The organism is Solidesulfovibrio sp. C21, assembly GCF_047785625.1.
Lineage (GTDB): Bacteria > Desulfobacterota > Desulfovibrionia > Desulfovibrionales > Desulfovibrionaceae > Solidesulfovibrio.
This window is the reverse complement of record NZ_JBLODY010000056.1, coordinates 1-12,438: the sequence shown is the minus strand read 5'-3', so window position 1 is coordinate 12,438 and position 12,438 is coordinate 1. Positions and strand designations below refer to the sequence as shown.

Genomic DNA, 12,438 nt, shown 5'->3' with positions numbered 1-12,438 from the left:
CGGGGACCGCCGGATTGTCAGCGCAAATAGGACGGCAGGACGATATCGGCGCAGGGGATGGGAAAGGCCTTGGCCGTGATGTCGGCCAGCACGCCGATATCGAGCCAGTATTCCTCGAAATAGCCGGCTGCGTTGTAGGCCTGGGCCTTGGCCGCCAGAAAGGCCACGTCGCCGCTCTTGGCGGTCACGGCCAGATCGAGGATCAGAAAAAGCCGTGTGGCCAGGGCATCGTCCTTTGCGCGCTTCGGGCAGCCCGTTGCCGCCTGGGCCGGATCGTATTCCACCGAGGCCCGGACCACGGTCTGACCGGGGTCGCCCGCGAACGTCTCCCATATGACGTTTTTCACGCAGGGCGAAACGGCGAGAAGCTCCCCGAGGGTCAGCCCGCCGACCCCGAGCGGCCGCCAGTTGCGGGCCGCCTCCTGGGCCTTGGGCGCAAAACAGCCCGCCACGGCCAAGACCGTCAGCAGCAGGGCAGGCAGCAGCAGGACAGGCAGCATCGGCATCCGTTTCATGCGATTCCCCGTCATTCCGGTGATGTTTCCTATGGGTCGGTTGACGGCCGGAGGGAGAGGGAGCGGCCGCGCGCGGCGCATATTTGAAGAATACGCCTTCGCGTCCGCTCCCTCTCCCCCCGGCCCAGGTCGCCCGGATCATACCGGGAAACAATCCGCTGCCCAGTGGGATACTGGCTGGTCTTGCTCCCACAGTCCATTTTCTTTCAAGGGGATGGAAACGCAAACCCTTCCAGACGGAAAATATCGAATTACGACAACTCGTCGTAATTTAACATTCATCCCGTTGAAAGTTTTTGAAAGGGGTCCAGGGGGAAACTTTTTTCAAAAAGTTTCCCCCTGGCCGCCGGAGGCCTTTCCTCTTCGCCGCCGCGTTACGCCAGGGGGCGCACTTCGACGCGGTTGCGGCCGCCGCTTTTGGCTTGGTAGAGGGCCGCATCCGAGGCGGCGAGCAGGGCCTCGGGCTCGGTGTCCATGTTGGGGACGATGCCCGAAATACCGATGCTGACGGTGATGGTGTCCGCCGCCGGGGAACTGGCGTGCTCGATGGCCGCCGCGCGCACGTGGGCCCGGATCAGCCCGGCGATGGACAGGGCTCCGGCCAGATCGGTGCCGGGCAGCAAGGCCACGAACTCCTCGCCGCCGTAGCGGGCCACGAAATCACCGGGACGCTTGAGCGCCGCCTCGATGGCCTCGGCCACTTGCCGCAGGCACAGGTCGCCTTGCAGATGGCCATAGGTGTCGTTGTAGTTCTTGAAGAAGTCGATATCGATCATGAGCGCCGAAAGCGGCATGCCTTCACGCCGCGCGCGCAGCCATTCCTTGTGGAAGACGTCCTCGAAGCAGCGCCGGTTGGGCACGCCGGTCAGCCCATCCTGGTTGGAGAGCTGCTCGAACTTGCGGGTGAGCGCCTCGAGCTCGCGCTCGCGGGCCTTGCGCTGGTCCATCTCTTCCTTGAGCCGCAAGGCCGAACGGACCCGCGCCCGCAGTTCCATGCTGTTGACGGGCTTGGCCAGAAAATCCATGGCCCCGGCCTCGAAGGCGCGCTCCAGGCTGCCGGCCTCGTCCTTGACCGTGACGATGATGACGGGAATATCGCGCAGGCGCGGATCGGCCTTGATCAGCCGGGTGGCGTCGATGCCGTCCATGTCCGGCATGACCACGTCCATAAGCACGAGATCCACGTCCGGAGCATCGTATTTGCGGCACCGCTCGTCGAGCAGGGCCAAGGCCTCGCCGGCCGAGCCGGCGCATAACGGCTCGACGTAGCCGGCCCCCTTGAGAATGGTGGACAGCAGCAGGCGGGAAGAGTCGGAGTCGTCCACGATCAGGATGTTCATGCCGATCCCGGTGCGTGTTGCCTGGCCCAAAACGACGCGACGCATGCCGCGCTGCTATGCCGGGACGACGCCCGTCGCCTGAAGCGGCGCGAACGTCATAACGTGGTCCGGCAGGCCGAACACAGTACCTGTCACGATTTGCATCATGCCCCAACAGGGGAAAAAAGCAACCATCAGCCGGCCGAACCTCCCGGCGCGGCGCCCAGGCGGCCGGCCAGCCGCTCCATGGTGTCCCGGTCCGTGAAGTCGAAACGCAACGGCGTCAGGGTGATATAGCCTTCCGTGAGAATGGCCCGGTCGGTATCCGAGGCCAGGGCTTCGGGGGGAATGACGCCGGTCAGCCAGTAATAGTTGCGGCCGCGGGGGTCCTGGCGGGTGACGTACCAGTCGTTGTAGACGGCGGACGTCGGCGGGCACAGCCGGATTCCCTTGACCTCGTCCACGGGACAGGACGGGAAATTGAGGTTGAGCACGCAACGCGGCGGCGCGACCTCCCAGGGGCGGCTGGCCAAAAACTCGGCCACGTAGCGGCCCTGGCCGGTCAGATCCCCCGGGGCGTAGTCGTCATGGGACACGGCCAGGGCCGGATAGCCCATGAGCGCTCCCTCGGTGGCGGCCGAGACCGTGCCGGAATAGATGATGTCCACCCCGACGTTGGCTCCGGCGTTGATGCCGGAAACGACCAGATCGGGCGGGGACGGGCACAGCGTGGTCAGCGCCAGCTTGACGCAGTCGGCCGGCGTGCCGGAAACGCCCAGGCCCTTGAAGCCGTTTTCCGAAAATTCCTTGACCCGAAGCGGCATGGCGATGGTGATGGCATGTCCCACCGCCGACTGTTCGGATATGGGCGCGACGACCGTGACCTCATGGCCGGCGGCCACGAGGCCCTTGTAGAGGTCGCGGATGCCCACGGCCTGGATGCCGTCGTCGTTTGTCAACAGGATGCGCATGTCGTCTCCTCCGAGGCGTCCCCCCGGCCGGGGCACTATGCCCAAGGCGGCCGGGATTGACAACCGCCCCGGCCCCGGGCAATTTTCCTTTTCCTGCAACATCAGTGACACCACCGTGACCCGCAAAACACAGTTCATACAAGACCTCACCCCGGGCCAGCCCGCCGCCGACGTATTCCTCCTCGGCGCGGCCAGACTCGGACAGGCCAAAAACGGCCCCTTCTGGACGCTCACCCTGCAAGACGCCTCCGGAGAGATCGAAGCCAAGATCTGGAGCCCGGCCGCCCAGTCCTATGCCGACCTGGCCGCCGGCCAGTTCGCCTTTGTCGAGGGACAGGTCGGGGCCTACCGCGACCGGCCGCAGGTCAATATCGAGCGGCTGCGCGTGCTTGCGCCCGAGGAATACGCGCCGGATCTGGCCCAGTTCGTGCCTTCGAGCGCCGAGCCGCCCGAAGGGCTGCTGGAAAAGCTGACCGAACTGTGCCGGGCCGAAATTTCCCACGCCCCCTGGCGTAAGTTCTGCGCCAAGGTGCTGTCCCATCCGGAATTCCGGGACAAGATCCTCGAGGCGCCGGGCGCGAAAAGCGTCCACCACTCCTACCGGGGCGGGCTGCTCGAACACACGCTGGCCGTGGCCAACCTGGTTCTTTCCATCTGCGACCGCTACCCGGCCCTGGACCGCGACACCCTGCTCGCCGCCGCCGTGTGCCACGATCTGGGCAAGGCCTGGGAACTCACCTCCGGCCCGACCCGGGACTACACCGACGCCGGCCGGCTGCTCGGGCATATCGTCATCACCCTGGAGCTGGTCGAGCCGCTTCTTAAAAAGTCCGGCATCGAGCCGGAACTGGCGCTCCACTTCAAGCACATCCTGGTGGCCCACCACGGCGAGTACGAATTCGGCTCGCCCCGGCGTCCCAAGACCGCCGAAGCCTTCGTGCTGCACTTCGCCGACAATATCGACGCCAAGATGAACCAGATTTTTGGTACCCTCGAGACCGAGGAGCCCGGCCAGTGGTCGCCCTACGTGCGCACCCTGGAACGCTACCTCTACAACCCCCCGCGGACGCCGCGCGAAACCCCGGCCAAAAACAACAAGCCCCGGGAAAAGGACGCCCAATGTTTATTACCTTTGAAGGCATAGAGGGCTCGGGCAAGTCCACCCAGATCGCGCTCCTGAAGTCCGCCCTGGAAGCGACCGGCAAGAGCGTCGTCACCACGCGCCAGCCCGGCGGCTGTCCCCTGGGGGAAACGCTGCGCTCCATCCTGCTCTCCACCCAGACCAAAAACCTGGACCACCGGGCCGAACTGTTCCTCTACCTGGCCGACCGGGCCCAACACATCGCCGAGGTCATCCGCCCCGCCCAAAACGCCGGCCATATCGTCCTTTGCGACCGCTTCGCCGACTCCACCGTGGTCTACCAGGGCTACGGCCGGGGCCTCGACGTGGCCATGCTCCACGAGCTCAACGACATCGCCGTGGCCGGAGCCTGGCCCCAGCGCACCATCCTGCTCGACCTCGACCCGGAACAAGGCCTGCGCCGCGCCCTGGCCCGCAACCTCAAGACCGGAAACTGCGTCACCGAAGGCCGCTTCGAGGCCGAAGACATCGATTTCCACACCCGCATCCGCGACGGCTACCTGGCCCTGGCCAGCCTGCACCCCAGACGCTACGCCGTCATCGACGCCACCCCCGACGTCGACACCGTGGCCAAGGCCGTCTGGGAAGCCGTCTCCAGTCGTATGGGAGCGTAAGATTTTGAAGAGAGAACCGGGGGGAAACCTTTCTTGCAGAAAGGTTCTCCCCCCGGCCCCCTTTCCAAAGACTCTTAACGATAACAGCTTGTCACCGTTAGAAGTTTTTGGGAAGGGAGAGCGCGAGAGGGGAACCCTTTTTTCAAAAAGGGTTCCCCTCTCGCATTTTCCTTCCTCTTCCCCCAAGGTGCTTAAGGCACGAACGAGTGCCTGATTGCACGCGGGGAAAACGGGCCGTAAGGATAGGGAATCTCCCGGTACAACATTGGAGGTTCCCATGAACGTTCTGGCCATAAACGGCAGCCCGCGCAAGAAATGGAACACCGCCACCCTGCTTGAAAACGCCCTCGAGGGGGCCAGGGAAGGCGGCGCGCAGACCAAGCTCGTCCACCTGTACGAGCTCAACTACAAGGGCTGCATCAGCTGCTTCGAGTGCAAAAAGATCGGCGGCAAGAACTACGGCCGCTGCGCGGTGAAGGACGGTCTGACGCCGCTTCTGGAGGAGGCGGGACAGGCCGATGCGCTCATTCTCGGCACGCCGGTCTATTTCAGCGCGGAGACCGGCATGATGCGGTCGTTTTTCGAGCGCCTGGCCTTCCCCTACCTGACCTACACCCCGGGCTATGCGTCACTTTTCACGCGCAAGATCCCGACGGCCCTCGTGTACACGATGAACCTCCCCGAAGAAGCGCTGCCCAAGTGGGGCTACGACATCTCCATGGAGCGCATGCGCGGAACGATGGCCCGCATCTTCGGGGCCTGCGAGCTGTTTTGCTGCACGGACACCTATCAGTTTTCGGACTATTCCAAATACCTGTCCACGGTCTGGGACGCGACGGCTAAGGCCAAACGGCACGAGGAAGTCTTTCCCGAAGACTGCAAGCGCGCCCATGCCCTGGGTCTGCGCCTGAGCCAGGGCATGCCCGCCTAGGGCCTCGACGCCTTAAGAGTTTCCGAAAGAGAGAACCGGGGGGAAACCTTTCTTGCAGAAAGGTTCTCCCCCCGGGCCCCCTTTCCAAAGACTCTTAACGATAACAGCTTGTCACCGTTAGAAGTTTTGGTGAGGGGAGAGCGCGAGAGGGGGACCCTTTTTTCAAAAAGGGTCCCCCTCTCGCCTGTCTTTCATCTCTTTCTTTCCCCCCCCTCAGGATCGACGCAGGCGGCGGTCGAAGTCGAATTCCCGCGAGGTGACATGGTCTTCGAGACGCCGGATGCGCTTGTCCAGCCGGTCGAAGCGGCGCTTGACCCGGGCCAGGGCATGGGTGCGCGACGAGACGTAGTCGTCGTAAAAGGCCCGTTCCTCGTCGGAATCCGGGGGCAGCACGGGCTCGGGCTTGATGACGAAACCGGCGATCAGGTAGGCCCCGACCATGGGCCACACGCCCGTGAAAAAGGTCAGGATGACGATGAAAACCCGCATCCAGAAGACCGGCACGTCCAGAAAACGGGCCAGCCCCTTGCACACGCCAAGGAACATGCCGGAGCGGGAGCGGTAGAGCTGGCTTAGGCGCAACTGGCTGTAATGCCTCATTGTCCGTCCTCCCTGCCGCGCCCCGGATCGAGCACCAGGGCTTCGAGGTTTTCCACGCGGTCTTCCAGCCGGGACAGACTGCGGTGGATTTCCTGGAGCAATTGCGCCTCCTCGGCGTCATTGCCCCGGGGCTTGGGCGCGCCCGGGCGGACCAGCCGGATGCCGAGCAGGAAAATGGTCCCCAGGATCACCAGCCCGACCACCGTGGCCCCGGCCATGACCAATGCCGTAATCAGTCCCATCATAGTTGTTTCCTTATTCTTCCTTCCACATCAAGCGCAAAAGCAACCCGGCTCTTCCATATCTACCCCGTGAAAGTTTTTCGGGGAGGGGGTCCGGGGGAGGGACCTTTTTTCAAAAAGGCCCCTCCCCCGGCATCCTACTTCCTCCCCCCGGTCTCGCCGAGGCGGCGGTCGAAGTCGAATTCCTTGGAGGTCACGTGGGATTCCAGGCGGCCGATGCGCGCCTCGAGGCCTTGCGCCTGGTCGCGCACGGTACGGGCCTGCGCATCCAGCCGGACGCCGGTGACATCGATGGTACGCGGCTCGCCCGCGTATTGCGGTTCGGGGCGCAGGAGCAGGGCGCAGGCCAGATAGATGATCAGCGCCGGCCAGCCCACGGTGAGAAAGAGCACCACAAAAAAGGCCAGCACCACCCAGGTCGGCAGCCCGAGCCAGCCGGCCAGCCAAGCGAAGCCGCCGGTGACAAGGCCGTCGCGCCGGGGGCGATCGCCCCGGTCGAAGCCTGGGCGGGGAGAGCTTACGATGCGGCGGCTGTCCCGCCGTCCGCTACAGCAACCACGGTTTCTCATGACTTGCCTCGCTTGTCCGCGTCCCGTTCCATCAGGGTCTCCAGATTGCGGACCCGGTCTTCCAGCCGCGACAGGGTGGACCGGACCTCTTCCAGCAGGGCCACGGCCTCGGTGTCGGCATCGCGTCCGGCCCGCTCCACCCGGTCGCGGCGGCGGCGCAGGGCGGCGATGGCCGCGATGACCACCACGATGAGCAGGATCTGCCAGAGGAACTGGCCGCCCCCGTAAAAAAATGCATGGTGCCCGTACACATTTTCTCCTTCATGCGCCGGCAGGTCCCGCCGACTGTATCATCCGAAGCTGACCTGCCCTTTCTCCCCCGTCAAGAGGGTCCGGGCGACATCACGTTCCCCGGTGGAGGCGGGAGGGACAAAGGCGTCCCGGTTGCCGGAGCAATGGCGTTTCTTATCGCAGTCGACAGCGCATTCCGTTGCCATATTCTGTCGGTTGTCCGGCTCGGGGCGGGGCGATCGCGCGCGGCGCATATTTGAAGAATACGCCTTCGCGCTCGCCCCACCCCGCGCCGCCCCTGGTCACACGTCCCATAGCCGGAAGCAATCCTGACCACACGACATGTTCCGATAGCGAACGCCCCGTAGGCAACCACGGCATCTTATCCTGATACAGGCAAAGGCGCTCCAACGTTCCTGAACCCCCTTTGAAAGTTTTTGAAGGGGGGGTCCGGGGGGAAACTTTTTTCAAAAAGTTTCCCCCCGGCCGCCGGAGGCATTCCATCTCCCCCCTTCCCTATTCGGCCCGGCGGGCCTTGAGGCGGGCCAGTTCGCGTTCCACATCCTCGTCGGCAGCGAGCCGGTCGAAGCGGGCCTCGAGGGATTCGCCCTCGGCCGGGCGGCGGGTGACGCCGGGCGAACCGGCCAGCTCGGCCTCGGCCTCCATGCGTTCGATGCGGTTTTCGAATTCCTCGAAGCGCAGCAGGGCCTCGGCGGAATCGGCCCGGGAGATGTCCTCGCGCACGCGCTTCTTGCCGGTGGCCCGCAGATGGCGGTGGAGCAGCGTGCGCTGGCGTTCCTTGGCCGAAGCGAGCTTTTCCTCGAGCCGGCCGATGTCCTCGCGGTAGGCGTCGACCATGCCGGCGATGGCGGCCTGCTCCTCGGCCAGGGTCCCGGCCCGGCCTTCCAGGGCGCGCTTTTCCATCAGCGCCTCACGGGCCATGTCCTCGCGGCCCTTGTCCACGGCCAGCTCCGCCTTCTCTCCCCAGCGGGCGGCGCGTTCCCGCACGGCGTCCAAGCCACGGCCGGACTTGGCGGCCTGGGCCATGGTGCGGGCGCAATCGGCCTTGAGCTCGACGAGGGTTTCCTCCATTTCCTGGATCATGAGGCGGATGAGCTTTTCCGGGTCTTCGGCCTTGTCGAGCATGGCGTTGATGTTGGAATTGATGATATCCTTGAAGCGACTGAAAATTCCCATGACATACCTCCGGTGCGCGAAATGTCGCGCGACGTTTTTTTATAGGCAAAGGCCGTGCCATGGCGTACACGTTGTAATTTCAATATGTTACAGCTTTGGCGAGAAATGCTCATTGCGAAAAAGACCAACATATGGTTTATCTCGCCATATATGAGGTCAATTTTACCATGACAGCCAACACCCCCGGCCTCGTCGAAGCCCTGGGCCAGTCCGACGCCTTCCTGGCCTTCATGGAACGCGTGGCCGCCGTGGCCCGGGTCGACCGGCCGGTGGTCCTCGTCGGCGAGCGCGGCAGCGGCAAGGAGCTGGCCGCCGCCCGGCTCCATTTCCACTCCCCGCGCTGGGAAGGGCCGTTCGTGGTCGTCAATCCGGCGGCGCTGCCCCGCACGCTTCTGGAATCCGAACTCTTCGGCCACGAGGCCGGGGCGTTCACCGGAGCGGCCAGACGCCGGCTCGGCCGATTCGAGATGGCCGACCGGGGCACACTTTTTCTCGACGAGCTCCAGGCCGCGCCCCGGGCCGTACAGGAAAAACTGCTGCGGGCCGTGGAATACGGGGCCATCGAACGCATCGGGGCCGGCGAACCCGTCAACGTGGACGCCCGGATCGTTGCCGCCACCAATGTCGATCCGCGCGAGCTGGTGCGGCGCGGCCGGCTCATGCCGGATCTCCTCGACCGCCTCGCCTTTGCCGTGCTTTTCGTGCCGCCCCTGCGCAGCCGCCACGGCGACATCGCCTATCTCGCCGAACGCTTCGCCGCCCGCTTCGCCGCCGAACTCGGCCGGCCCGAGCCGCCCCGCTTCACCTCAGCCGCCCTGGCCGCGCTGGCCGCCCACGACTGGCCCGGCAACATCCGGGAGCTCAAAAACACTGTGGAGCGGGCCGTGTTCGAGGCCGCCGGACCATGCATAGACCATGTGACCATCGATCCGTTCACTCAGGAAGGCAGAACCACACCATCCCCCATTAAAGGGGGCCCGGGGGGAATTATTCCCCCCGGCGGGGTGCAGGGGCGGAGCCCTGCTGGGGAGGTCCAGGAGGGGCAAAGCCCCTCCTGGGCTCAGGCCATCGCCGCCTTCGAAACAGACCTGCTGCGCCGGGCGCTGGCGCGCGCGGGCGGCAACCAGCGCCGGGCGGCCGACTCGCTGGAGCTCACCTACGACCAGTTCCGGGGGCTTTATCGCAAGTATGCCCAGGCGCTTGACGCCGGGCGCAAAGCCCCGTAGCCCCAGCCGATGCCGCATCAAGCCCCATCCGACATTTCGTGTCGCGCCGTCCGGTTGCCAAACGGCGTGCGCGTGGCCACCGAAGGAATGCCCCTGGTCAAAACCGCCAGCCTTGGCGTGTGGATCGAAGCCGGCTCCCGCCACGAGGCCCCCGGCCAGGAAGGCATGGCCCACCTGTGGGAACACATGGCCTTCAAGGGAACCGCCACCCGCGACGCCCTGGCCATCGCCAAGGAGCTCGACATCCTGGGGGGCCTTGCCAACGCCTTCACCTCCCGCGAGGTCACCTGCTTCCACATCCGCGTCATGGACGCCCACATGGAGCGGGCCTTTGCCGTGCTTTCCGACATCGTCCTCAACCCGGCCCTGGACCCCGAGGAACTGGCCCGGGAAAAAGGCGTGATCGTCCAGGAAATCTCCATGGTGGAGGAAACGCCCGAAGACAAGGTGCACGAGGATTTCTGGGCCGCCGCCTGGGCCAACCCGGCCATCGCCCACCCCATCACCGGCACGCCGGATTCCGTCATGGCGGCGACGCCCAAAGCCTTGGCCGCCTGGCGCAAGGCCCGCTACCGCCCCGACGCCATCGCCATTGTCGCGGCCGGCTCGGTGGACCACGACGCCCTGGTCGCCATGACCGAGGCCACCTTCGGCCGTCTGCCGACCGTTTCCGCCCCGGCCCCGGGCGGCGTGGGGACGTACACCCCGCCGCGACTGGCCGTGCGCCGGGAAAGCGAACAAAATCACGTCATCCTGGCCTACCCGTCGGTCGGCAACACAAGCTCGGAACGCTTCGGCCACACCATCCTGGCCACGCTGCTCGGCGGCAACATGTCCTCGCGCCTGTTCCAGGAAGTCCGGGAACGCCGGGGACTGGCCTACTCCATCTACGCCAGCATCAACGCCCTGGCCGAAACCGGCATTTTCGAAATCCAGGCCGCCGTGGAACCGGAACGCACCAAGGAACTCGTCGACGTGGTGCGCGCCGAGCTTGCCGCCGTGGCCGACGGCGCGGTAACCAGGGAAGAGTTGGAGCACACCCGCGAACACCTCAAGGGACTGCTCTACCTGGGGGCGGAATCCACGGAAAACCGCATGATGCGCCTGGCCCGAAACACCCTGCTTTTTGGCCGCCACATCCCGCTTACCGAGACCGCCGCCGCCCTGGACACGGTCACGCTGGCCGATCTGGCCGGCATCGCCCGCGCCGCCTTCACCGACGCGAACGCGGGCCTTTGCATCCTCGGACCGGCTGCCGCAATCCCCGATTGACGCGGGTGCGGCCGCCCATAAGGAGGCCAACGCCATGTCTGATCAAGCTCGCTACACCGTCGGCAAGGGGACCCTGCTTCTCATCGAAGGCGACATCACGCGGGACGACGCGGACGCCATCGTCAACGCCGCCAACTCCGCCCTGGCCGGCGGCGGCGGTGTGGACGGGGCCATCCACCGGGCCGCCGGGCCAATGCTCCCGGCAGCCTGCCGCGCCATCATCGCCGAAATCGGCCGCCTGCCCGCCGGCGGGGCCGTCATCACCCCCGGTTTCGACCTGCCCGCACGCCACATCATCCACACCGTCGGCCCCATCTGGCACGGTGGAAACTCCGGCGAACCCGAAAAACTGCGTTCCGCCTACACCCAATCCCTGGCCCGCGCCGTGGAAAACAGCCTGTCCAGCATCTCCTTTCCGGCCGTCTCCACCGGCGTCTACGGCTTTCCCGTGGAAAAGGCCGCGCCCATCGCCTTGAAAGCCATGGCCGAAGCGCTCACGGCCGGCTCGATCCGGGAAGTTCGCGTCTATCTGCACGGAAAACATGCCTTCGACCTCTGGCGCTTGGCCGCGGATGCCTTATTTGGAGAAATTACGCGTTAGGAAAGTATGTGTGTACGTGTGGGTGCCTCCGGCGGCCGGGAGGGGCGTTGTCCCTCCCGGACCTCCCCACCGGGGGGGCGGGCGCGCCCCCCGGTCCCCCCATCCGGCGCGGCAAGCCGCCAGCCAAATTCCGGCCCCACGATGGCCCGTGAAAGGCAGGCAGGAGTACAAGGGTGAAATGGGATTCGGGACAATATTTGAAATTTGAAGGCGAAAGGACCCAACCGTCCATCGATCTGGCCGGGAGAATCGAAAAGGAAGAGGCCAGACGGGCACTTGATGTGGGCTGCGGGCCGGGCAACAGCAGTGAGGTGTTGGCCAGACGCTTTCCCCGGGCCCGGGTGCTCGGCATCGACAGCTCGCCCGAAATGATCGAAAGCGCCAGGGACGCGTATCCTGGGATCGATTTCAAATTGTGCGACACGGGCAAGGAGCTGGAGAGCCTGGAGGGCGGCTACGACGTCGTCTTCTCCAACGCCTGCATCCAGTGGGTCCCGGACCACAAGGCGCTGCTTAAAAACATGATGGGCCTGCTTGCGCCCGGCGGCGTGCTCGCGGTGCAGATTCCCATGAACCAGCACGAGCCCATCCACAAAATCATCGGGGAACTCGTCACCGGCGACGCCTGGAAGGACGCCTTCCCCAATCCCCGCGTTTTCCACACCCTCACCCAGGGCTGTTATTTCGACCTGCTGGCGAAGCTCGCCGCATCCTTCACCATGTGGGAGACGACCTACTATCACGTCATGCCGTCCCACGAGGCCATCCTCGACTGGTACCGGGGCACGGGCCTTCGCCCCTACCTCGCGGCCCTCCCCGACGAGAGGAAACAGGACTTCGAACAGGCGGTCCTGGCCAAGGTGCGCGCGCAATACCCGCTCCAGGAAAACGCGCAGGTCATTTTCCGTTTTCCCCGATTCTTTTTCACCGCAACACATTGATTTTTATATATTTATTTAGTCATAACAACCCCCTTTGAAAGTTTTTGGGGAGGGTGGGGGTCCGGGGG

At 65.1% G+C, this 12,438-nt stretch carries 15 protein-coding genes; 7 read left to right on the top strand and 8 right to left on the bottom strand.

Going from position 1 to position 12,438, the window contains the following annotated elements; translation table 11 throughout:
• Positions 1–17: 17 nt before the first annotated feature.
• From ACMZ6R_RS15070 to surE, 3 genes are all read right to left on the bottom strand, one after another.
• Positions 18–515 (bottom strand): hypothetical protein, encoded by a 498-nt coding sequence (locus tag ACMZ6R_RS15070; protein WP_416112902.1) that lies wholly within the window; start codon positions 513–515, stop codon positions 18–20.
• A gap of 374 nt (positions 516–889) precedes the next feature.
• The gene (locus tag ACMZ6R_RS15065) at positions 890–1,855 is read right to left on the bottom strand and encodes a diguanylate cyclase (RefSeq protein WP_416112940.1); all 966 of its coding nucleotides are present in this window, start codon (positions 1,853–1,855) and stop codon (positions 890–892) included.
• Between the two features lie 173 nt (positions 1,856–2,028).
• On the bottom strand, positions 2,029–2,805 hold the full coding sequence (surE, locus tag ACMZ6R_RS15060) for a 5'/3'-nucleotidase SurE (RefSeq protein ID WP_416112900.1): 777 nt from the start codon (positions 2,803–2,805) through the stop codon (positions 2,029–2,031).
• A 37-nt stretch (positions 2,806–2,842) separates the two neighbouring features.
• Between surE and ACMZ6R_RS15055 the strand changes: the two genes are divergently transcribed.
• The 3 genes from ACMZ6R_RS15055 to ACMZ6R_RS15045 all read left to right on the top strand — a co-directional run bounded on the left by ACMZ6R_RS15055 (position 2,843) and on the right by ACMZ6R_RS15045 (position 5,491).
• Positions 2,843–3,949 carry a 3'-5' exoribonuclease YhaM family protein gene (locus tag ACMZ6R_RS15055; protein ID WP_416112938.1) on the top strand — a complete coding sequence of 369 codons (1,107 nt, stop codon included), beginning with the start codon at positions 2,843–2,845 and terminating at the stop codon, positions 3,947–3,949.
• Positions 3,925–4,560, top strand: a complete 636-nt coding sequence (tmk, locus tag ACMZ6R_RS15050; RefSeq protein WP_416112898.1) for a dTMP kinase — start codon at positions 3,925–3,927, stop codon at positions 4,558–4,560. Before ACMZ6R_RS15055 ends, tmk begins: the two co-directional genes overlap by 25 nt.
• Before the next feature lie 277 nt (positions 4,561–4,837).
• Entirely contained in the window at positions 4,838–5,491 is a 654-nt protein-coding gene (locus tag ACMZ6R_RS15045) for a flavodoxin family protein (RefSeq protein WP_416112896.1), read from the top strand.
• A 213-nt stretch (positions 5,492–5,704) separates the two neighbouring features.
• Here ACMZ6R_RS15045 and pspC read toward each other — a convergent pair whose 3' ends face one another.
• The 5 genes from pspC to pspA all read right to left on the bottom strand — a co-directional run bounded on the left by pspC (position 5,705) and on the right by pspA (position 8,330).
• The gene (gene pspC / locus ACMZ6R_RS15040) at positions 5,705–6,091 is read right to left on the bottom strand and encodes an envelope stress response membrane protein PspC (RefSeq protein WP_005996340.1); all 387 of its coding nucleotides are present in this window, start codon (positions 6,089–6,091) and stop codon (positions 5,705–5,707) included.
• Positions 6,088–6,336, bottom strand: coding sequence for a hypothetical protein (locus ACMZ6R_RS15035; RefSeq protein ID WP_005996342.1), 249 nt, complete (start codon positions 6,334–6,336; stop codon positions 6,088–6,090). The genes pspC and ACMZ6R_RS15035 overlap by 4 nt, the downstream gene beginning before the upstream one ends.
• A gap of 134 nt (positions 6,337–6,470) precedes the next feature.
• Complete coding sequence (locus tag ACMZ6R_RS15030; RefSeq protein WP_416112894.1) at positions 6,471–6,902, bottom strand: PspC domain-containing protein; 432 nt, start codon at positions 6,900–6,902, stop codon at positions 6,471–6,473.
• A complete protein-coding gene (locus tag ACMZ6R_RS15025) occupies positions 6,899–7,153 on the bottom strand; it encodes a hypothetical protein (protein WP_416112892.1) in 255 nt (84 codons plus the stop codon). Before ACMZ6R_RS15025 ends, ACMZ6R_RS15030 begins: the two co-directional genes overlap by 4 nt.
• Positions 7,154–7,649: 496 nt before the next feature.
• A complete protein-coding gene (gene pspA, locus ACMZ6R_RS15020; protein ID WP_416112890.1) occupies positions 7,650–8,330 on the bottom strand; it encodes a phage shock protein PspA in 681 nt (226 codons plus the stop codon).
• Between the two features lie 167 nt (positions 8,331–8,497).
• On the opposite strand from pspA, the gene ACMZ6R_RS15015 reads away from it, so the two are divergent.
• The 4 genes from ACMZ6R_RS15015 (at position 8,498) to ACMZ6R_RS15000 (ending at position 12,370) form a co-directional block, all read left to right on the top strand.
• Positions 8,498–9,556, top strand: coding sequence for a sigma 54-interacting transcriptional regulator (locus tag ACMZ6R_RS15015; protein WP_416112888.1), 1,059 nt, complete (start codon positions 8,498–8,500; stop codon positions 9,554–9,556).
• A gap of 9 nt (positions 9,557–9,565) precedes the next feature.
• Positions 9,566–10,828 carry a M16 family metallopeptidase gene (locus ACMZ6R_RS15010; RefSeq protein WP_416112886.1) on the top strand — a complete coding sequence of 421 codons (1,263 nt, stop codon included), beginning with the start codon at positions 9,566–9,568 and terminating at the stop codon, positions 10,826–10,828.
• Positions 10,829–10,862: 34 nt separating this feature from the next.
• Positions 10,863–11,429, top strand: coding sequence for a macro domain-containing protein (locus ACMZ6R_RS15005; protein WP_416112884.1), 567 nt, complete (start codon positions 10,863–10,865; stop codon positions 11,427–11,429).
• 197 nt (positions 11,430–11,626) lie between these two features.
• Positions 11,627–12,370, top strand: coding sequence for a methyltransferase domain-containing protein (locus ACMZ6R_RS15000; RefSeq protein WP_416112882.1), 744 nt, complete (start codon positions 11,627–11,629; stop codon positions 12,368–12,370).
• Positions 12,371–12,438 lie beyond the last annotated feature (68 nt).

What these genes read in the sequence shown, in the direction of transcription:
- ACMZ6R_RS15070 (WP_416112902.1), bottom strand. Translation starts at nt 515, where the DNA reads ATGAAACGGATGCCGATGCTGCCTGTCCTGCTGCTGCCTGCCCTGCTG.
- ACMZ6R_RS15065 (WP_416112940.1), bottom strand. Translation starts at nt 1,855, where the DNA reads ATGAACATCCTGATCGTGGACGACTCCGACTCTTCCCGCCTGCTGCTG.
- surE (WP_416112900.1), bottom strand. Translation starts at nt 2,805, where the DNA reads ATGCGCATCCTGTTGACAAACGACGACGGCATCCAGGCCGTGGGCATC.
- ACMZ6R_RS15055 (WP_416112938.1), top strand. Translation starts at nt 2,843, where the DNA reads ATGCCCAAGGCGGCCGGGATTGACAACCGCCCCGGCCCCGGGCAATTT.
- tmk (WP_416112898.1), top strand. Translation starts at nt 3,925, where the DNA reads ATGTTTATTACCTTTGAAGGCATAGAGGGCTCGGGCAAGTCCACCCAG.
- ACMZ6R_RS15045 (WP_416112896.1), top strand. Translation starts at nt 4,838, where the DNA reads ATGAACGTTCTGGCCATAAACGGCAGCCCGCGCAAGAAATGGAACACC.
- pspC (WP_005996340.1), bottom strand. Translation starts at nt 6,091, where the DNA reads ATGAGGCATTACAGCCAGTTGCGCCTAAGCCAGCTCTACCGCTCCCGC.
- ACMZ6R_RS15035 (WP_005996342.1), bottom strand. Translation starts at nt 6,336, where the DNA reads ATGATGGGACTGATTACGGCATTGGTCATGGCCGGGGCCACGGTGGTC.
- ACMZ6R_RS15030 (WP_416112894.1), bottom strand. Translation starts at nt 6,902, where the DNA reads ATGAGAAACCGTGGTTGCTGTAGCGGACGGCGGGACAGCCGCCGCATC.
- pspA (WP_416112890.1), bottom strand. Translation starts at nt 8,330, where the DNA reads ATGGGAATTTTCAGTCGCTTCAAGGATATCATCAATTCCAACATCAAC.
- ACMZ6R_RS15015 (WP_416112888.1), top strand. Translation starts at nt 8,498, where the DNA reads ATGACAGCCAACACCCCCGGCCTCGTCGAAGCCCTGGGCCAGTCCGAC.
- ACMZ6R_RS15010 (WP_416112886.1), top strand. Translation starts at nt 9,566, where the DNA reads ATGCCGCATCAAGCCCCATCCGACATTTCGTGTCGCGCCGTCCGGTTG.
- ACMZ6R_RS15005 (WP_416112884.1), top strand. Translation starts at nt 10,863, where the DNA reads ATGTCTGATCAAGCTCGCTACACCGTCGGCAAGGGGACCCTGCTTCTC.